The sequence below is a fragment of the Kitasatospora sp. NPDC004289 genome, assembly GCF_053602875.1.
Genome location: NZ_JBSGEL010000015.1, coordinates 113,756 through 131,803, shown reverse-complemented (window position 1 = coordinate 131,803; position 18,048 = coordinate 113,756). Strand labels below are relative to the sequence as shown.

General features: G+C 71.8%; 19 protein-coding genes. 14 read left to right on the top strand and 5 right to left on the bottom strand.

Annotated elements, in window-relative coordinates:
• The first annotated feature begins 42 nt into the window (after positions 1-42).
• The 7 genes from atpA to ACWEPF_RS12995 all read left to right on the top strand — a co-directional run bounded on the left by atpA (position 43) and on the right by ACWEPF_RS12995 (position 6,268).
• Positions 43-1,617, top strand: a complete 1,575-nt coding sequence (atpA, locus tag ACWEPF_RS13025; protein WP_345290111.1) for a F0F1 ATP synthase subunit alpha — start codon at positions 43-45, stop codon at positions 1,615-1,617.
• Positions 1,618-1,649: 32 nt separating this feature from the next.
• Complete coding sequence (locus tag ACWEPF_RS13020) at positions 1,650-2,564, top strand: F0F1 ATP synthase subunit gamma (RefSeq protein ID WP_345290113.1); 915 nt, start codon at positions 1,650-1,652, stop codon at positions 2,562-2,564.
• Positions 2,565-2,566: 2 nt separating this feature from the next.
• Positions 2,567-4,012, top strand: a complete 1,446-nt coding sequence (atpD, locus tag ACWEPF_RS13015) for a F0F1 ATP synthase subunit beta (RefSeq protein ID WP_345290114.1) — start codon at positions 2,567-2,569, stop codon at positions 4,010-4,012.
• A gap of 208 nt (positions 4,013-4,220) precedes the next feature.
• Positions 4,221-4,601 carry a F0F1 ATP synthase subunit epsilon gene (locus tag ACWEPF_RS13010; protein ID WP_104818316.1) on the top strand — a complete coding sequence of 127 codons (381 nt, stop codon included), beginning with the start codon at positions 4,221-4,223 and terminating at the stop codon, positions 4,599-4,601.
• 139 nt (positions 4,602-4,740) lie between these two features.
• Complete coding sequence (locus tag ACWEPF_RS13005; protein ID WP_345290116.1) at positions 4,741-5,241, top strand: DUF2550 domain-containing protein; 501 nt, start codon at positions 4,741-4,743, stop codon at positions 5,239-5,241.
• Positions 5,242-5,288: 47 nt separating this feature from the next.
• On the top strand, positions 5,289-5,666 hold the full coding sequence (locus tag ACWEPF_RS13000) for a VOC family protein (RefSeq protein ID WP_345290117.1): 378 nt from the start codon (positions 5,289-5,291) through the stop codon (positions 5,664-5,666).
• Between the two features lie 29 nt (positions 5,667-5,695).
• Positions 5,696-6,268, top strand: a complete 573-nt coding sequence (locus tag ACWEPF_RS12995) for a cob(I)yrinic acid a,c-diamide adenosyltransferase (RefSeq protein WP_345290119.1) — start codon at positions 5,696-5,698, stop codon at positions 6,266-6,268.
• 7 nt (positions 6,269-6,275) lie between these two features.
• On the opposite strand, the gene ACWEPF_RS12990 is transcribed toward ACWEPF_RS12995, so the two are convergent.
• On the bottom strand, positions 6,276-6,833 hold the full coding sequence (locus ACWEPF_RS12990; protein ID WP_345290120.1) for a hypothetical protein: 558 nt from the start codon (positions 6,831-6,833) through the stop codon (positions 6,276-6,278).
• A gap of 147 nt (positions 6,834-6,980) precedes the next feature.
• On the opposite strand from ACWEPF_RS12990, the gene ACWEPF_RS12985 reads away from it, so the two are divergent.
• The 5 genes from ACWEPF_RS12985 to ACWEPF_RS12965 all read left to right on the top strand — a co-directional run bounded on the left by ACWEPF_RS12985 (position 6,981) and on the right by ACWEPF_RS12965 (position 12,909).
• Positions 6,981-8,189 (top strand): sensor histidine kinase, encoded by a 1,209-nt coding sequence (locus ACWEPF_RS12985; protein ID WP_345290122.1) that lies wholly within the window; start codon positions 6,981-6,983, stop codon positions 8,187-8,189.
• Between the two features lie 5 nt (positions 8,190-8,194).
• Positions 8,195-8,845 carry a response regulator transcription factor gene (locus ACWEPF_RS12980; RefSeq protein WP_345290251.1) on the top strand — a complete coding sequence of 217 codons (651 nt, stop codon included), beginning with the start codon at positions 8,195-8,197 and terminating at the stop codon, positions 8,843-8,845.
• A 155-nt stretch (positions 8,846-9,000) separates the two neighbouring features.
• Positions 9,001-9,867, top strand: a complete 867-nt coding sequence (locus ACWEPF_RS12975) for a 3-hydroxyacyl-CoA dehydrogenase family protein (RefSeq protein WP_452172594.1) — start codon at positions 9,001-9,003, stop codon at positions 9,865-9,867.
• A 246-nt stretch (positions 9,868-10,113) separates the two neighbouring features.
• On the top strand, positions 10,114-10,449 hold the full coding sequence (locus ACWEPF_RS12970; protein ID WP_345290124.1) for an STAS domain-containing protein: 336 nt from the start codon (positions 10,114-10,116) through the stop codon (positions 10,447-10,449).
• Positions 10,450-10,701: 252 nt separating this feature from the next.
• On the top strand, positions 10,702-12,909 hold the full coding sequence (locus ACWEPF_RS12965) for an ATP-binding protein (protein WP_452172593.1): 2,208 nt from the start codon (positions 10,702-10,704) through the stop codon (positions 12,907-12,909).
• Here ACWEPF_RS12965 and nucS read toward each other — a convergent pair.
• On the bottom strand, positions 12,906-13,565 hold the full coding sequence (gene nucS / locus ACWEPF_RS12960) for an endonuclease NucS (RefSeq protein ID WP_345290126.1): 660 nt from the start codon (positions 13,563-13,565) through the stop codon (positions 12,906-12,908). The two genes, ACWEPF_RS12965 and nucS, sit on opposite strands and share 4 nt — an antisense overlap.
• A gap of 377 nt (positions 13,566-13,942) precedes the next feature.
• Here nucS and ACWEPF_RS12955 point away from each other — a divergent pair, with 377 nt between their 5' ends.
• Positions 13,943-14,335 (top strand): SCO5389 family protein, encoded by a 393-nt coding sequence (locus tag ACWEPF_RS12955; RefSeq protein WP_345290128.1) that lies wholly within the window; start codon positions 13,943-13,945, stop codon positions 14,333-14,335.
• A gap of 66 nt (positions 14,336-14,401) precedes the next feature.
• On the opposite strand, the gene ACWEPF_RS12950 is transcribed toward ACWEPF_RS12955, so the two are convergent.
• Positions 14,402-15,640, bottom strand: a complete 1,239-nt coding sequence (locus ACWEPF_RS12950) for an LLM class flavin-dependent oxidoreductase (protein ID WP_452172592.1) — start codon at positions 15,638-15,640, stop codon at positions 14,402-14,404.
• 231 nt (positions 15,641-15,871) lie between these two features.
• Between ACWEPF_RS12950 and ACWEPF_RS12945 the strand changes: the two genes are divergently transcribed.
• Entirely contained in the window at positions 15,872-16,192 is a 321-nt protein-coding gene (locus ACWEPF_RS12945) for an ATP/GTP-binding protein (RefSeq protein ID WP_345290130.1), read from the top strand.
• A 32-nt stretch (positions 16,193-16,224) separates the two neighbouring features.
• Here the strand turns inward: ACWEPF_RS12945 and ACWEPF_RS12940 are convergent, their stop codons facing one another.
• Positions 16,225-16,992 carry an ABC transporter permease subunit gene (locus ACWEPF_RS12940; protein ID WP_345290132.1) on the bottom strand — a complete coding sequence of 256 codons (768 nt, stop codon included), beginning with the start codon at positions 16,990-16,992 and terminating at the stop codon, positions 16,225-16,227.
• A complete protein-coding gene (locus ACWEPF_RS12935) occupies positions 16,992-17,975 on the bottom strand; it encodes an ABC transporter ATP-binding protein (RefSeq protein WP_452172591.1) in 984 nt (327 codons plus the stop codon). The genes ACWEPF_RS12940 and ACWEPF_RS12935 overlap by 1 nt, the downstream gene beginning before the upstream one ends.
• Between the last annotated feature and the right edge of the window lie 73 nt (positions 17,976-18,048).

The window sequence follows — 18,048 nt, the reverse complement described above, 5'->3', positions numbered from 1 at the left end:
TGGCGGGCCGAGGATCGCAAACTAGGAGAGCAGGGAAGCCTGATGGCGGAGCTTACGATCCGTCCGGAGGAGATCCGGGACGCGCTGGCCGGCTTTGTCCAGTCGTACCAGCCGGACGCCGCCTCGCGTGAAGAGGTCGGCACGGTCACCGAGGCCATGGACGGTATTGCCAAGGTCGAGGGTCTGCCCTCGGTCATGGCCAACGAGCTGCTGAAGTTCGAGGACGGCACCCTCGGCCTCGCGCTGAACCTCGAGGCGCGCGAGATCGGCGTCGTCGTCCTCGGTGAGTTCAGCGGCATCGAGGAGGGCCAGACGGTGCACCGCACCGGCGAGGTCCTCTCCGTTCCGGTCGGTGACGGCTACCTCGGCCGCGTCGTGGACCCGCTGGGCAACCCGATCGACGGTCTGGGCGACGTCGCCTCCACCGGCCGTCGTGCCCTGGAGCTGCAGGCCCCCGGCGTCATGGTCCGCAAGTCGGTGCACGAGCCGATGCAGACCGGCATCAAGGCCATCGACGCGATGACCCCGATCGGCCGCGGCCAGCGTCAGCTGATCATCGGCGACCGCCAGACCGGCAAGACCGCGGTGGCGATCGACACGATCATCAACCAGCGCGACAACTGGAAGTCGGGCGACCCGAAGAAGCAGGTCCGCTGCATCTACGTCGCCGTCGGCCAGAAGGGCTCGACCATCGCGTCCGTCCGCGGCGCCCTGGAGGAGGCCGGCGCGCTGGAGTACACCACCATCGTGGCTGCTCCCGCCTCCGACCCGGCCGGCTTCAAGTACCTCGCCCCGTACACCGGTTCGGCCATCGGCCAGGAGTGGATGTACGACGGCAAGCACGTCCTCATCATCTTCGACGACCTGTCGAAGCAGGCCGAGGCGTACCGCTCCGTGTCGCTGCTGCTCCGTCGTCCGCCGGGCCGCGAGGCCTACCCGGGTGACGTCTTCTACCTGCACTCGCGCCTGCTGGAGCGTTGCGCCAAGCTCTCCGACGAGCTGGGCGCCGGCTCGATGACCGGTCTGCCGATCATCGAGACCAAGGCCAACGACGTCTCGGCGTACATCCCGACCAACGTCATCTCCATCACCGACGGCCAGTGCTTCCTGGAGTCCGACCTGTTCAACGCCGGCATCCGCCCGGCCGTGAACGTCGGCATCTCGGTCTCCCGCGTCGGTGGCTCCGCCCAGATCAAGGCCATGAAGTCGGTCGCCGGCCGCCTCCGCCTGGACCTGGCCCAGTACCGCGAGCTGGAGGCGTTCGCCGCCTTCGGTTCCGACCTGGACCCGGCCTCCAAGGCGCAGCTGGAGCGCGGTGCCCGCATGGTCGAGCTGCTGAAGCAGGGCCAGTACCAGCCGTTCCCGGTCGAGGAGCAGGTCGTCTCCATCTGGGCCGGCACCACCGGCAAGCTGGACGACGTCCCGGTCGCCGACATCCGCCGCTTCGAGCGCGAGTTCCTCGACTACCTGCGCACCTCCAAGAAGGAGCTGCTGGCGGGCATCGTCGAGACCTCGAAGCTCGAGGACGGCACCATCGACGCGCTGACCGAGTCGATCGCGTCGTTCAAGCAGGGCTTCACCACCGCCGACGGCAAGCTGCTCGGCGAGCAGGCCTGAGTCCGGTAGCGAGGGAAAGGACGTAACGACCCATGGGAGCACAGCTTCGGGTCTACAAGCGCCGGATCCGCTCTGTCACCGCGACGAAGAAGATCACCAAGGCGATGGAGATGATCTCCGCGTCGCGCATCGTCAAGGCGCAGCGCGCGGTGGCCGCCTCCACTCCGTACGCCGATGAGCTCACCCGGGCGGTGACGGCGGTGGCCACCCGGTCCAACGCCAAGCACCCGCTGACCACCGAGAAGGCCGGCGCCACCCGCGCCGCCGTCCTGGTGATCACCGCGGACCGCGGTCTGGCCGGTGGCTACTCGACCAACGCCATCAAGGCCGGCGTCGCGCTCACCGCGCGGCTCAAGGCCGAGGGCAAGGACGTCGCGACGTACATCGTCGGCCGCAAGGGCGTCTCGTACTACAACTTCCGCAACCTTGAGGTCGCGGGGTCGTGGACGGGCTTCTCGGACAAGCCGACCTACGGTGACGCCAAGGCGGTCTCCGCCGACCTGATCGCGGCCTTCACGGCCGAGGTCGGTGGCGTGGACGAGCTGCACCTGGTGTCGACGAAGTTCGAGTCGATGCTGACGCAGACCGCCCAGGACGCGCGTCTCCTGCCGCTGAAGCTCGACGAGGTCAAGCTCAGCACGGAGAAGCCGGCCAAGGCCGAGATCTTCCCGCTGTACGACTTCGAGCCGTCGGCCGAGGGCGTCCTCGACGCCCTGCTGCCGCGGTACGTCGAGAGCCGGATCTACAACGCGCTGCTGCAGTCGGCCGCTTCGGAGCACGCCGCTCGCCGGCGCGCGATGAAGTCCGCGACCGACAACGCGGGAGAGCTCATCAAGTCGCTCACGCGGCTTGCCAACTCGGCCCGTCAGGCCGAGATCACCCAGGAAATCAGCGAGATCGTCGGCGGTGCCAACGCCCTCGCCGACGCTAGCCGCGGGAGCGAATGAGAATGACCACCACTGTTGAGCCGACCACGGCGACGGGCCGCGTCGCGCGGGTCATCGGCCCGGTCGTCGACGTGGAGTTCCCCGTCGACGCGATTCCGGACATGTACAACGCCCTCAAGGTCGAGGTGGACAACCCCGACGGCTCGGGCAAGAAGGTGCTGACCCTCGAGGTCGCGCAGCACCTCGGCGACGGCCTGGTCCGCGGCATCTCGATGCAGCCGACCGACGGCCTGGTCCGTGGCGCGCAGGTCTCCGACACCGGTTCGGCGATCTCCGTCCCGGTCGGCCAGATCACCAAGGGCAAGGTCTTCAACGCCCTCGGTGAGGTCCTGAACGTCGACGCGGCCGAGTTCGAGGCCCAGGTCGAGGTCAAGTGGCCGATCCACCGTAAGGCGCCGAACTTCGCGGACCTCGAGTCGAAGACCGAGATGTTCGAGACCGGCATCAAGGTCATCGACCTGCTCACCCCGTACGTCCAGGGTGGCAAGATCGGTCTGTTCGGTGGTGCCGGTGTCGGCAAGACCGTTCTGATCCAGGAGATGATCTACCGCGTCGCCGAGAACTTCGGTGGTGTGTCGGTGTTCGCCGGTGTCGGCGAGCGCACCCGTGAGGGCAACGACCTCATCCACGAGATGGTCGACTCGGGCGTTCTGGACAAGACCGCGCTGGTCTTCGGCCAGATGGACGAGCCGCCGGGCACCCGTCTGCGGGTCGCGCTCTCCGCGCTGACCATGGCGGAGTACTTCCGTGACGTCGAGCAGCAGGACGTGCTCCTGTTCATCGACAACATCTTCCGGTTCACCCAGGCCGGTTCCGAGGTGTCGACCCTGCTCGGCCGCATGCCCTCCGCGGTGGGCTACCAGCCGAACCTGGCCGACGAGATGGGCCTCCTCCAGGAGCGCATCACCTCGACCCGCGGTCACTCGATCACCTCGATGCAGGCGATCTACGTCCCCGCGGACGACCTGACCGACCCGGCCCCGGCCACCACCTTCGCCCACCTCGACGCGACGACGGTTCTGTCCCGTCCGATCTCGGAGAAGGGCATCTACCCCGCCGTCGACCCGCTGGACTCCACGTCCCGCATCCTGGACCCGCGCTACATCGCGCAGGACCACTACGACACGGCGATCCGCATCAAGGGGATCCTGCAGAAGTACAAGGACCTCCAGGACATCATCGCGATCCTCGGCATCGACGAGCTGTCCGAGGACGACAAGATCACCGTGCACCGCGCGCGTCGGATCGAGCGCTTCCTCTCGCAGAACACCTACGTGGCGAAGCAGTTCACCGGTGTCGAGGGCTCGACCGTCCCGCTGTCGGAGACCATCGAGGCCTTCAACCGCATCGCGGACGGCAAGTACGACTCCGTCCCGGAGCAGGCCTTCTTCATGTGCGGTGGCATCGAGGACCTCGAGCGCAACGCCGCCGAGCTGGCCAAGAAGTAACCAGCCCGGCCTGATGGCTGACTGACCGTGAGGGGTGGTCCCCGTCCCTGGGGGCCGCCCCTCACGGCTCAGAGCCCGCCGTGTGACCGGAGTTCCGCTGTGATCCCGGTCATCTCCGTGTCCTTGGTTTCCTGCCGGGGCCGCGGGCCCGTTATTCTTACCGCAATCGCCGGGTCATCCGGTGGTTGCAAGAGCCTAGGAGCCCACGTTGGCTGAGCTGCACGTCGAGCTGGTCGCAGCCGACCGCAAGGTGTGGTCCGGTGCGGCCACCATCGTCGTCGCCCGTACGGCCTCCGGTGACACCGGCATCATGCCGGGTCACACCCCGGTGCTGAGCGTGCTGGAGAGTGGCCCGGTCACCATCCGCACCACCGATGGCGGCACCGTCATCGCGGCCGTGCACGGCGGCTTCATCTCCTTCGCCGACAACAAGCTGTCGCTGTTGGCGGAGATCGCCGAGCTCGCGGACGAGATCGACGTCGCCCGCGCCGAGCGCGCGCTGGAGACCGCGAAGAGCGAGCTCGACGCGCACGCCGAGCGTCGCGCCGAGGTCCGCCTCGTCGCGGCCGGCCGCCGCAAGGCCGCCTGAGTTCCAGCAGTACGTACGACCGACGGTCCCGGGGACGCGAGAGCGTGACCCCGGGACTGTCGTATCAGTTGGTAGGTCAGTGCCGGGTCGTTGATACGACCGGCAAACGGGGATGCGGGTAGCGAGGAGGTCGGTGAGCATGGTCCTCGCCCTTCTGGTGTGCGCGGCGGTCGTGGCGCTCTGTGTGCTCGGATTGGTGGCCTTCGCGGTCCGCCGCCGGGTGATCCAGCGAGTAGGCGGAACGTTCGACTGCAGTTACCGCCTCAAAATGCCCGCGGACGCCTCCACGCAGCCCGATCTCGACGAGAACGGCCAGCCCACCTCGGCCCCGGTCCCCGTGACCGACGGCAAGGGGTGGGTTTTTGGTATCGGCCGCTACAGCGGTGACTCGATCGAGTGGTTCCGGGTCTTCTCCTACGCGCCGCGCCCGCGCCGGGTGCTGCCGCGCCGCGAGATCGAGGTGCTGGGCCGGCGCTACCCGGAGGGCCAGGAGGAGCTGGCGCTGCTCTCCGGTTCGGTGGTGCTGCGCTGCCTGCACAACGGTGCCCCGCTGGAGCTCGCGATGAGCGACGACGCCCTGACCGGCTTCCTGGCCTGGCTGGAGGCGGCGCCTCCCGGCCAGCGGGTCAACGTCGCCTGACGGGACCACACTGGGTGAAGGGGGGCTCTTCGGGAAGGGAGCCGACCATGTTGACCCAGGGGAACGTCTCCACCACCCTCCCGGTGGTGGACCTGGACCGGGCCAAGAGCTGGTACCAGGAGAAGCTGGGGATGACCCCGGCGAAGGAGATCGAGGGCGGCGCGATCTACGAGGTGGCCGGCAGCTCGATCCTGCTGTTCCCGACCTCGATCGCCGACCGCGGCGGGCACACCCAGGTGGCCTTCGAGGTGCCGGACCTGCGCGCGGAGATGGCCGAACTCCGGTCCCGCGGCGTGGTGTTCGAGGAGTACGACCTGCCGGACTACAAGACCGTCGACGGCGTGATCGAGTGGCCCGGCGGAGCCTCGGCCTACTGCAAGGACAGTGAGGGCAACCTGATCTGCGTCAACGAGTTCCGGGGCTGACCCGGCGGCCGGGTACTAGGCTGCGGCGCATGGTCAACCTCACGCGCATCTACACCCGGACCGGTGACGACGGCACCACCGCGCTCGGCGACATGAGCCGCACCACCAAGACGGACCCCCGGCTGGTCGCCTACGCGGACGCCAACGAGGCCAACGCCACCATCGGGGTGGCGCTGGCCGTCGGGCAGCTCCCCGAGGACGTGGCGGCGGTCCTGACGCGGGTTCAGAACGACCTCTTCGACGTCGGCGCGGACCTGGCCACCCCGGTGGTGGAGGACCCGAAGTACCCGCCGCTGCGGGTGCTCCAGTCCTACATCGACCGGCTGGAGGGGGACTGCGACCACTACCTGGAGCAGCTGGAGAAGCTGCGCAGCTTCATCCTCCCGGGCGGCACCCCCGGCGCCGCCCACCTGCACCTGGCCTGCACCGTGGTGCGGCGGGCCGAGCGGGCCACCTGGGCGGCGATCGAGGAGCACGGGGACAGCGTCAACCCGCTCACCGCGAAGTACCTCAACCGCCTCTCCGACCTGCTCTTCATCCTGGCCCGGGCGGCCAACAAGGAGCGCGGCGACGTGCTCTGGGTGCCGGGCGAGAACCGCTGACGGCCGGTCAGAGCAGGCCGGGGGACTTCTCCTTCTTCTCCTGCTTGGGCCAGATGGTGTAGCTGGCGGCGATCACCAGGTTGATGCCGGTGACCAGGCCCATCCGCTGGTACCAGGCGTTCAGCGCCCGGGTCCGCTCGGCGTCGCCGACCAGCCAGGTCACGCCGGCGATCAGGCCGACGGTGATGACGGCGGCGATCGCGGTGCGGGCGAAGATCCCCCACTCGTGCGCGGCCCTCGCGGCGCCGTACTTCGGCGGCTTCGGGGGCCGCGGTCCGCCGGCGAAGCGGTGCTGGAAGTGACCGTCGGCCCAGGTCACCATCATGTGGCCGAAGGCGATCGAGAAGCCGACGTAGCTCGCGGCCAGGCCGTGGGTCCAGCTCGCGGTGGTGCCGCCGCGCAGGTCGACCAGGGTGAGCGCCAGGATCACCAGGTCGATCAGCGGCAGGCCCAGCAGCAGCGCGGTGCTGACGGTCCGCCACCTCAGCAGGTAGCGGGCGGCCAGGGCGAGGGCGAGCAGGACCCAGAACCCGACCTCGCCGGCGACGATCAGTGTGACGATCACGGTGTACCTCCCTGGCAGCCAGCCTCCCAGGGGGCCGGGCGGCCGGTCATCGTCGGCTGCGCGGAGACCGGGGTGCACCTTTCGATGTACGGGGCTCCTCCGTACGGCGGGTCGGTGCGGGCCGGGGCGGGATGGTGAGATGGGGCGGTGCTCAACCTCGACCTCACCCCGCGGCAGGAGGACCGGGCCATCGCGCTGGGCAGCCTGCTCGGCGGGCTGGTGCTGATCGCCTTCGGCGCGTACGACCGCTCCGCCACGCTGCCGGTCTGGGCGGTGCTGCTGCCGCTGGTGGCCCTGGCGGTGCTGGAGCTGTTCCGCCGGACCCATCCGGTCTGGACGGTCAGCCTCGGCGGGCTGCTGATCGGCGTCGTGGTCTGGGCCGGCTCGCTGGCCGCCTCGCTGGTGATGTACACCGACCTGCTCTACGCGGCGGTGCTCTACGGCTCGCCCCGGATGTCCAAGGTGCTGCACCTGACCGGGATGGCCACCACGGTGGTGCTGGGCTCGCTGGCCGGGCTGTACACCACCTCGGTGGCGCAGGCGCTGCTCGCGGTGGTGGTCTGCGTGCTGGTGTTCCTCGGGCCGGTGTGGACGGCGGACCTGGTGCGCAAGCACCGGGACCGGGCCGAGACGGAGCGGCTGCGGGCCGAGCAGACCGCGCTGCTGGCGGAGCTGGACCGGCGCGAGGCGGTGGTCGCGGAGCGGGCCCGGATGGCCCGCGAGCTGCACGACGTGGTGGCCAACCACCTCTCCGCGATCGCCATCCACGCCACCGGCGCCCAGGCCCTGGCACGCCGTCAGGAACGCGACCCCGAGGACCCGCTGCTGGCCGCGATGGCGGTGATCCGGGAGAACAGCGTGCAGGGCCTCACCGAGATGCGCCGGATGATCGGCCTGCTGCGCGCCGGGGACGCCGAGGAGAGCCACGCCGCGCCCCGGTTGGAGGCGGTGGACAGCCTGGTCGCCAAGGCCGCCGAGAGCGGCCGGGCCGCGGGGCTGGGGTTCCGGCTGACCGAGCGGGGCGAGCGCGGCGAGCTGCCGGCCCCGGTCGAGCTCGCCGCCTACCGGATCGTCCAGGAGGCGCTCACCAACGCGCTCAAGCACGCCGCGCCGGGTGAGGTGGAGGTCCTGCTGGCCCACGGGGCCGAGGAGTTGGAGATCCGGGTGGAGAGCCCGTACCGGGCCGGCGAGGGCCGGGGGCTGCCCGGGGCCCGGGCCGGGCTGGTCGGGATGGCCGAGCGGGCCGGGCTGCTCGGCGGCAGCTTCGTGGCGGAGCCGGTGGAGCGGAGCTGGGTGGTGCGCGCGGTGCTGCCGCGCGAGCCGGGGACGGGTGCGAGGACCGGGGGACGGGCGTGACGGACGTGGTGCGGGTGTTGGTGGCGGAGGACCAGGCGGCCGTCCGGGCGGCGCTGGTGATGATCCTGCGGACCGACCCGGGGATCGAGGTGGTCGGGGAGGCGGCGGACGGCGAGGAGGCCGTCCGGCTGGCGCTGGAGCTGCGGCCGGACGTGGTGCTGATGGACGTTCAGATGCCGCGCCTGGACGGGGTCGCGGCCACCCGCCGGGTGGTGGCGGCCGATGCCGCGCGGGTGCTGGTGCTGACCACCTTCGACCTGGACGAGTACGTCTACGGCGCGCTGCGGGCCGGGGCGGCCGGCTTCCTGCTCAAGGACCTGGAGGCGGACGCGCTGATCGAGGGCGTGCACACGGTGGCCCGCGGCGACGGGATGCTCGCCCCCTCGGTGACGCGCCGTCTGATCGCCACCTTCGCCCGGCCCGGGCGGCCCGACCAGCCCCGGGCCCGGGAGGCCGTGGCGGCGCTCACACCCCGGGAGCGGGAGGTGCTGGCCTGCCTGGGCGCCGGGCTCTCCAACGGGGAGATCGCCGGGCGGCTGGAGATGGCCGAGGCGACCACGAAGACGCACGTGAGCCGGATCCTGGCCAAGCTGGAGCTGCGCAGCCGGGTGCAGGCCGCCATCCTGGCGCAGGACTTGGGGATGGTGCCGGAGTAGGCGCGCAGGTCGGACCCACCGTGGGCACGTCAGCAGCATCACACTGCGCAATCGCACCACACGGGCCCCGTGGGCACTAGAGTCCGGCGCGTGAGCGGCGCGGCTCCGGTGGGTGATCCCTGCCCCGAGCCGCCTTCAGGAGCTTAGGGGTAGCCATGAGCAACGTAGCGGACCAGCGGATCGCCGTCATCGGCGCGGGTCTGATGGGCGCGGGCATCGCGCAGGTCTCGGCCCAGGCGGGGCACCAGGTGGTGCTGCGCGACGTGACCGACGCCGCGCTGCAGCGCGGCCTGGACGGCATCCGCGCCTCGTACGAGAAGTTCGTCTCCAAGGGCAGGCTGACCGCCGACGAGGCGGAGGCCGCGCTCGGCCGGATCACCACCACCACCGACCTCGGCGCGGTCTCCGAGGCCGACATCGTGGTCGAGGCGGTCTTCGAGCAACTCGACGTCAAGGAAGGCGTGTTCCGCGAGCTGGACAAGCTCGCCAAGGACGGCGCCGTGCTCGCCTCGAACACCTCGGCCATCCCGATCACCCGGATCGCCGCCGCCACCGACCGCCCCGAGTCCGTGGTCGGCGTGCACTTCTTCTCGCCGGTGCCGCTGATGAAGCTGGTCGAGCTGGTCCGCGGCTACAAGACCAGCGACGAGACGCTGGCCCGGGCCCGCGCCTTCGCCGAGGGCGTCGGCAAGGAGGTCGTGGTGGTCAACCGCGACGTGGCCGGCTTCGTGACCACCCGTCTGATCACCGCCCTGGTGGTCGAGGCGGCCAAGCTGTACGAGACGGGCGTGGCCAGCGCCGAGGACATCGACACCGCCTGCCGCCTCGGCTTCGGCCACCCGATGGGCCCGCTGCAGACCGCCGACCTGACCGGCGTGGACATCCTGCTGCACGCGGCGCGCAACATCTACGCCGAGACCCAGGACGAGAAGTTCGCGGCGCCGGAGATCATGGCCCGCATGGTCACCGCGGGGGACCTCGGCCGCAAGAGCGGCCAGGGCTTCTACGACTACCAGAAGTGAGCCCCGGGCGGCGGGGGAGTGGGTGAGCTTGCTCACGACCCCGCCGCGCACGGGTGATTTGGGTGGGAATCGAGCGTGGGTGTGGGGCTCGACTGCGTATATTCCCTCTATTCCATCGGACGGGTGAAGTTGGCCCGGAACCGGCGCGGACCAGCAACCTGAACGGCTGATCCGCCGTCAGATGGGTGAGGGGGAGACGGCATTCCGATTGTCCTGACCGCTCGGGCGACCGCGGAGGAGGAGAGCGTGCACATCACCGGCGACCACCGGCGCCTGGCCATCCAGGGCCGCCTCGACGTCCGCAGCGCCGCCGACGCCCGCGCCCGCCTGCACCAGGCGGTCGACGGCGGGCACGGCGACCTGGTCCTCGACCTCGCCGGCCTGGAGTCCTGGGACGCCACCGGCCTCGGCGTCATCATGGGCACCCACCGCAGGGCGGGGCGCCTCGGGCGGCGCCTGGTGCTGCGTGCCGTCCCGGCCCAGCTGCAGCGCCTCCTGGTCGCCACCCGCCTCCACCGCATCCTCGCCGTCGAGGGCACCGTCCCCGACCCCTACGGCACCACGCTGCCCGTCGTCCTCTGACGCACCGGGGTGCGCCCCGCAGGGGCGCGAGGAACTGCGCGCAGGGGAACGGCAACGCCTGCAACTGGCTGACGTGCCCCGATCTCACACTGGTCCGCCTTCCGCACTCGCGCAGTTCCCCGCGCCCCCGGTGGAACCACGTACGTTCTTCGCGCCCCGGCGGCGTATCCGCTGCCCCGGGTAGAGGCCTCGGAGACGGGTGTGCGAGAGTCTCCGGTCAGACAGTCGGCCTAGACGGGGCGGAGCGAGATCGTGAACCAGCCATCCGGTGACGTCCGGCAGGAGGCGCCGCGCCAGCGGAGCGGTGAGCTGGTCACCGGTGACTGGCTGCTGGTGGTGGGCGGGGCGGACGGGTCGGAGTTCCGGCCGTGCCCGCCGGAGTGGCGGCCGCAGCCGCGGCGGGTGGTGGCGGACAGCCACCGGCCGACCGCCGCAGCGGTGGGGCCGCTCGCCCTGGGGAGCGCCGCCGCGGACCAGCCGCTGCTGGACCGCGAGGCCGATGTGGCGCAGCTGCTGGGCCTGCTCGCGGAGGGCCGTTCGGTACGGCTGGTGGGCCAGGGCGGCTCCGGCCGGACCGCGCTGCTGGGTGCGGTGGCGGACGCCGCCGGCGAGCTGGCGCCGGACGGGGTGGTGCGCCTGACCGGGCACCGCCGGACCTCGTCCGATCTGCTCCAGGACCTGTACGCGGCCACCCACCGGTCGGCCCCGTTCCGCCCCGACCAGGACCAACTGCGCGACCTGCTGGCCCCGTTGGGCGCCGTGGTGGTGATCGACGACGTCGAGCCGAGCGGTCCCGAGCTGGAGGAGCTGCTGGCCGCCGCGCCGGACTGCGCGTTCCTGGTCTCGGTCGCCCCCGGCAGCCCCCAACTGCCGCCCGGCTCAAGGCTGCTGGACCACCTGGTGGGCGGTCTGTCCCGCCCCGCCTGTCTGAACCTGGTGAGCCGGCTGGCGGGCCGCCCGCTGGACGAGCACGAGCGGGCCTGGGCGATCGACCTCTGGTTCGAGTCCGAGGGGCTGCCGCTGCGCTTCGTGCAGGCGGCCGCGCTGCTGCGCCAGCGGGACGCCGAGGTGGACACCCTGGTCGCCGAACACGAGGACCGGGGGCGGGTGTTCGGCCTGGTCAAGGAGGTCGCCCGGCCGGAGGACCCGGCCGAGCTGGAGGGGGAGCTGCGCCGTTCGGTGCCGCTGCCCTCGGTGGCCGAATCCGCGGCGCCGACGCTGCGGCTGACGGCCGGGCTGAGCGAGGCGGCCCGGGCGGTGCTGCTGCTGGCGGTGGCGCTCGGAGGGGAGTGCCCGACCGCCCCGCACCTGCCCGCGCTGATCGACGTGGGCCTGGGGGAGAGCGCCCTGCAGGAGCTGACCGAGTGCGGTCTGGCGGTCTCGATCGGGGGCCACCACCGGCTCACCGACGGGGTGTTGGAGACCCTGGCGGAGCAGTGGGAGCCGGGCGAGGTGGCCTTCGGGGCGGCCCGGCACTTCTCCTGGTGGGTGGGGCACAGCTCGGTCAGCCCGGCCCAACTGGCCGCCGAGGCCGAGGTGGTGGTCGGCGCGCTGCTGGCCGACCGGGCGGCCGGGCGGCCGGAGGAGGTGCTCCGGCTGGCCCGTGCGGCGGCGCCGGCCTTCGCGCTCTCGCTGCGCTGGGGCGCCTGGGAGCAGGTGCTGGAGATCGGCCTGGAGGCGGCCCGCGAACTCGGTTCGCCGACCGAAGAGGCCTGGTTCCACCAGGAGTTGGGCGTGCTGGCGGCCTGCACCGGGGTGACCGGTCCGGCCATCGGGGAGCTGGAGGCGGCGCTCTCGCTGCGGGCCTCGGTGGAGGAGGCCCGGGGCACCGCCGCCGGGCGCCGGATGCTGGCGCTGCTGCGGGCCGGGTCCGGTCGGGCGATCGAGGGCGCGGGGCGTCCCGGCGGGGGGCGGCGGCCCGTGATGCGGGCGATCGCCGCCCAGGTGCCGCTGCGGTTCCGCAAGAAGATCCTCCGCGGCGGCCGCCGCCGTGCCGCGGTGGCGGCCGGGGCGGCGGTGCTCGCGGTCGGCGTGCTGGGGACGGCGGTGGGCCTGAGCCTGGCGCGGTCGGACGAGCCCGGCCGGGGCGGCCACAACGGGGTGCTGGACGAGGGCGTCTACACCGGTGACGTCAGCATCGCCCCGGGCACCACGCCCACGCCGAGTCCGACGGACACCTCGGCAGCCCCCTCGCCGAGCGAGTCGGAGAGCCCGAGCCCGTCCGCGAGCCCGTCCAAGAGCGGTACCCGCAAGCCGAGTTCGAGCCCGAGCAAGTCCTCGACGCCGACCACTCAGCAGCCGAGCCAACCGCAGCCGACGACCCAGGCCCCGACCACCAGGCCGGCCACCACCCCGCCGGCTCCGACCCCGACGCCCACCCCGACGCCGACGCCCACCCCGACCCCGACGCCGACCCCGACCGATACCAGCACGGCGCCGGGGTCGCCCTCGGCGTCCTAGAAGAGCTTGAGCTTGTCGTCGTCGATGCCGCGCAGCTCGTCGTAGTCGAGCACCACGCAGCCGATGCCGCGGTCGGTGGCCAGCACCCGGGCCTGCGGCTTGATCTCCTGGGCGGCGAAGACGCCCTTCACCGGGGCGAGCAGCGGGTCGCGGTTGAGCAGCTCCAGGTACCTGGTCAGCTGCTCGACGCCGTCGATCTCGCCGCGGCGCTTGATCTCGACGGCGACGGTGGCGCCGTCGGCGTCCCGGCCGAGGATGTCCACCGGGCCGATGGCGGTGGGGTACTCACGCCGGATCAGGGTCCAGCCGGTGCCGAGCACCTCCATGCGGTCGGCCAGCAGCTCCTGGAGGTGCGCCTCGACGCCGTCCTTCACCAGGCCGGGGTCCACGCCGAGCTCGTGCGAGGAGTCGTGCTGCACCTCCTCCAGGGTGATGATCAGCTTCTCGCCGGCCTTGTTGGTCACCGTCCAGACGTCGCCGTCCTGCTTCAGGGAGCAGGGGGGCGACATCCAGTTGAGGGGCTTGTAGGCCCGGTCGTCGGCGTGGATGCTGACGCTCCCGTCCGCCTTGACCAGGATCAGGCGGGTCGCGGAGGGCAGGTGGGCGGAGAGCCGACCGGCATAGTCGACGGAGCAGCGGGCAATGACGAGACGCATGGTTGACCACGCTAGCCCAGCGGGGCCAGTTGAAGCGAAACCGCGACGGACGGGTGATGAACCCGCGTGAACGGCGAAACATGGAGTCTGCACCCCGCCCCGCGCCCTAGCTCCACGGGTTGTCCGGCGGGTGGGGGTCACTCAACGGGGACGGAGCACTTCGATGAACGATCCGACGGGATTCGGCCAATCTGACGGGGCACGCGGCGATTGCGGTTCGAATCGGGGGATTCCCCGGCCGTACTGACGAGCGGATGTCACTCTGTGGTGAGCGGTCGTAGCTTTCCACAACTGCACCAGCGGCACCAACGGCACCAACGGCACGACGTACGACCACCCCGGCGGTCCGCCCGGGGTGGACCGCGAGAGGAGAACCCATGTCGCTCGACGTCTCACCGGCCCTGCTGGAGAAGGCCGAGAGAGGAGAGGTCGACGAGAGGGAGTTCGTCGACTGCGTCCGAACCTCCCTGCCGTACGCCTGGGACCTGATCAGCTCGCTGGTCGCCCAGGTGCAGGTGGACGGCACCGACTTCGCCGACAACCAGGTACCGCCGCCCAGCGAGCAGGCCCGGGGCCAGCTGCTGCGGGCGATGGCCAGCGACGCGATCCGGGGTGCCCTGCAGCGGCACTTCGGCGTCCGGCTGGCGTTCCAGAACTGCCACCGGGTCGCGGTCTTCGCGCCCTCGGAGCAGAGCGACGAGCGGTACCACCGCTTCACCTCGGTCCGGGCCCAACTGCTCAACCAGTCCGATGAGTTGCGGGACTGCTGAGGCCTGACCGCCGAACTGCCGGGACGCCGGGCCGCCTGCACCAGGGCCCGGCGTCCTGACGTTCGCTCAGTCCAGCTGGGGGAGCACCTCGGTGCCCAGCCGGGCGATGTTCTCCATGGTCGCGGCGTGCTCGCCCGAGCCCTCGGCCAGCAGGGCGAAGCGGCGGATGCCGGTCCGCTCGGCGGTGGCCAGCAGCCGGTCCGCGGCCTGCCGGGGCGTGCCCACCGCGTGCAGGTCGCAGAGCAGTTCGGTGTACTCGCGCGGATCGCGCATCCGGCGCTCCCGGCCGTCCACCGTGCGGTGCGCGCCGAGCCCGTGCTCGAACCAGCCGGGCATCGCGGCCAGCAGCCGGGCCCGGGCCGTCGCCGTCCGGTCCTCGATCTGCACCACCCCGGCGGCCATGTGCTCCCGCTCCACCCGGGCCAGTTGCTCCTCGCCCCGGCCGCACTCCCGCCAGGCGGTCCGGTAGGCCTCCAGCATCAGCGACTTGTCCTCGTCGCCCGAGTGCATCCCGAGCAGCATCGGCAGCCCGCGCTCGGCCGCCGCCCGGACGCCGGCCGGCGAGGTGCAGGCGGCGATCACCGGCGGGCCGCCCTGTGCCGGGTCGGAGGTGACGGAGTGTCCGCCGATCGGCAGGGCGCCGTCCACCGCTCCGCCGCCCGGCCGCTGACGGGGGAAGCGGGTCAACGGCCTCCCGTCGAGCCAGTCGGCCAGGTCGGCCGGGCGCGGCCCGTTCGCGCGGGGCACCACGTCCACGGCCGGGAAGCTGAACTGCGGCCCCTGGGCCCCGACCCGGGTGCCGCGCAGCCAGCGCAGCAGCAGGTCGAGCCGCTCGCCGAAGCCCTCCTCGTACGCGGCCGCGCCGGTGCCGAACACCGCCAGGTCGATCCACGGCCCGCCCCGGCCCACGCCCAGCGTGAACCGGCCGTCCGAGGTCAGGTGGAGCAGCGCGGCCTTCTCGCCGAGGGCCACCGGGTGGGTGGTGGAGAGCACGCTGACCGCCGTGCCGACGCCGATCCGGCGGGTCCGGCCGAGCAGCAGGGCGGCCAGGGTGGCCGCGTCCGGGCAGACGCCGTAGGGCACGAAGTGGTGCTCGGCCAGCCAGACCGAGTCCAGGCCGGACCGTTCGGCGGTCTCGGCGGCGGCGACGGTGCGGCGCAGCACCGCGCCGTGGTCCTGGCCCGGGAACTGGGCCGAGAGCAGGAAGGCGCCGACCCTGAGGGAGTCGGTCCCCGACGCGTCGCCCAGCAGTGGTGCCGGGGGCAGGTCGAGCTGAGGGGTGGTCAGTTGGTCGGTGTCGGTCATCGGATGGCCTCCTCGGGTGCCGCAGGGTGTGCGAGCCCCGCCTTGTCCCTCGTTGAGTAACCGATGTCATGTGCCATTGGCACTCGGAACGCCCCGATTCGCGGAAGATCGGGTGGATCTCCCCGGAAAGCCTGAGGCGCCGTCGGCCCGCGTGGTAGGGCTGCGGGGCGGGGCGGTGCGCCCCGTACCCTGGAGGACCAGACCGTCCGCTCCGTCCGAGAGGTGCCCGCCGTGTCGCCCCGCCGCAAGCCGCCCCGCAGTCAGGCCGCCCCGGAGGAGCCGTCAGGCGTGCCGTTCGGCGGCACGCTGCGGCGGGTCGAGGAGTTCGGCGGCGAGGACTGGGTGGTGCAGACGATCCCGGGCACCTCGGGCCGCTTCTACCGCTGCCCCGGCTGCGACCAGGAGATCCCGCCCGGTGTCGGCCACGTGGTGGCCTGGCCCGCTCACGGCGCCGGCGTGGACGACCGCCGCCACTGGCACCGCGCCTGCTGGAGCGCCCGTGAGCGCCGCAGCAGCAACGTCCAGCGCGGCAGGAACGCTCCCCGCCACTGAGGCGGAGGGCGTTCCGTGAGGGTGACGTGCCGTCAGGCGTCGCGCTTCTTGAGGACCAGGATGCCGCCGGCGATGGCGGCCACGGTCCAGGCCAGGCAGATGAAGAAGCCGGTCCAGGGCCCGTACGGCTGGCCGGACTGCTCGTAGACGGTGATCATCCGGGAACCCGCGTAGTCCGGGAAGTACCGGGCGACGTTCTTGGCGTACGGCACCGCCGACAGGATCGGCGAGAGCAGGAAGAAGAACGGCACCAGCACGCCCAGCGCCAGCGTCTGGTTGTGCAGCATGGCGGTCACGCCGGCCGCGAACAGGCAGAGCATGGTCAGGTAGAGCGCCGCCCCGATCACCGCGCGCAGCACGTTCGGCGCGCCGATCGTGGTGGAGTGGTCGCCGAGCACCGCCTGGCCGACGAAGAAGGTGATGAAGGCGGTGGCCAGCGAGACGGCCAGCGCCAGCGCGCCGAGTACCGCGGCCTTGCCGAGCAGCAGGGTCCCCCGCTGCGGGACGGCGGCCAGGCTGACCCGGATCATGCCGGTGCTGTACTCGTTGCCGACCGCCAGCACCCCGAACACGATGATGGCCAACTCGCCCAGCAGGATGCCGGAGAAGGCCGTCCCGGTGGCGTCGAAGGGGGTGCTGGAGCCCCGGGTGAACTCGTCGAAGTTCAACTTGGTGACCAGCGAGAGCAGCCCGCCGACCACCAGGGTGATCAGGAAGGTCAGGGCGAGCGTCCAGATGGTGGAGCGGACGCTGCGGATCTTGGTCCACTCGGACTGCAGGACGGCGGGGAACGACGCCATCAGCTGTTCTCCTTCCAGCCGGCGCCCCAGGCGGCGCTCTGCGGGGCGGCGGTGCGCTCGGGGGCGGCGCCGCCGCGGCCGTCGCCGGCGTGGTACTGCACCGAGTCGGCGGTCATCTGCATGAAGGCTTCCTCCAACGAGGCCTGCTGCGGGCTCAGTTCGTGCAGCGTCACCCCGTGCGAGGCGGCCAGCTCGCCGATGTGGGCGAGGTCGCCGTCCTCGATCTCGTAGGCGCCGTCCGGCCCGGGGGTGGCGTTCAGCCCGGCGCCGTGCAGCGCGGTGAGCAGCTGCTCCACGTGCGGGGTGCGGACCCGGACCGCCGAGCGGGAGTTCTGCTTGATGAACTCCGCCATCGAGAGGTTGGCCAGCAGCCGGCCGCGGCCGATCACCACCAGGTGGTCGGCGGTCAGCGCCATCTCGCTCATCAGGTGGGAGGAGACGAAGACGGTGCGGCCCTCGGCGGCCAGACCCTTCATCAGGTTCCGGATCCACAGGATGCCCTCGGGGTCCAGCCCGTTCACCGGCTCGTCGAACATCACGATCTCCGGGTCGCCGAGCAGCGCGGAGGCGATGCCGAGCCGCTGCCCCATCCCGAGCGAGAAGCCGCGCGAGCGCTTGCGGGCCACGGCGGTCAGCCCGACCAGCGCGAGCATCTCGTCCACCCGGGCGCGCGGGATGCGGTTGCTCTGGGCCAGCCAGAGCAGGTGGTCGTACGCCGTCCGGCCCGGGTGCACGGCCTTGGCCTCCAGCAGCGCGCCGATGTACTTGAGCGGCTCGCTGAGCTGCCCGTAGCGCTTGCCGTCGATGGTGACCCGGCCGCTGGTCGGGCGGTCCAGGTCGAGGATCATCCGCATGGTGGTGGACTTGCCCGCGCCGTTCGGCCCGAGGAAGCCGGTGACCACTCCCTGGGGGACCTGGAAGCTCAGACGGTCCACGGCGACGGTGTCGCCGTAACGCTTCGTCAGCTCGTGCAATTCGATCATTTGCGCTCCCTCACTCTCCGTCAGGCTATGACAAAGCGGACAGTGCAGCGCGCTGCTGCGGCCGGTCGGTGTG

Coding starts and splice junctions, on each gene's coding strand:
- nucS (WP_345290126.1), bottom strand. CDS start 13,565: ATGCGTCTCGTCATTGCCCGCTGCTCCGTCGACTATGCCGGTCGGCTC.
- atpA (WP_345290111.1), top strand. CDS start 43: ATGGCGGAGCTTACGATCCGTCCGGAGGAGATCCGGGACGCGCTGGCC.
- ACWEPF_RS12995 (WP_345290119.1), top strand. CDS start 5,696: ATGGTCAACCTCACGCGCATCTACACCCGGACCGGTGACGACGGCACC.
- ACWEPF_RS13005 (WP_345290116.1), top strand. CDS start 4,741: ATGGTCCTCGCCCTTCTGGTGTGCGCGGCGGTCGTGGCGCTCTGTGTG.
- ACWEPF_RS13000 (WP_345290117.1), top strand. CDS start 5,289: ATGTTGACCCAGGGGAACGTCTCCACCACCCTCCCGGTGGTGGACCTG.
- ACWEPF_RS12935 (WP_452172591.1), bottom strand. CDS start 17,975: ATGATCGAATTGCACGAGCTGACGAAGCGTTACGGCGACACCGTCGCC.
- ACWEPF_RS12940 (WP_345290132.1), bottom strand. CDS start 16,992: ATGGCGTCGTTCCCCGCCGTCCTGCAGTCCGAGTGGACCAAGATCCGC.
- atpD (WP_345290114.1), top strand. CDS start 2,567: ATGACCACCACTGTTGAGCCGACCACGGCGACGGGCCGCGTCGCGCGG.
- ACWEPF_RS12950 (WP_452172592.1), bottom strand. CDS start 15,640: ATGACCGACACCGACCAACTGACCACCCCTCAGCTCGACCTGCCCCCG.
- ACWEPF_RS13020 (WP_345290113.1), top strand. CDS start 1,650: ATGGGAGCACAGCTTCGGGTCTACAAGCGCCGGATCCGCTCTGTCACC.
- ACWEPF_RS12955 (WP_345290128.1), top strand. CDS start 13,943: ATGTCGCTCGACGTCTCACCGGCCCTGCTGGAGAAGGCCGAGAGAGGA.
- ACWEPF_RS12975 (WP_452172594.1), top strand. CDS start 9,001: ATGAGCAACGTAGCGGACCAGCGGATCGCCGTCATCGGCGCGGGTCTG.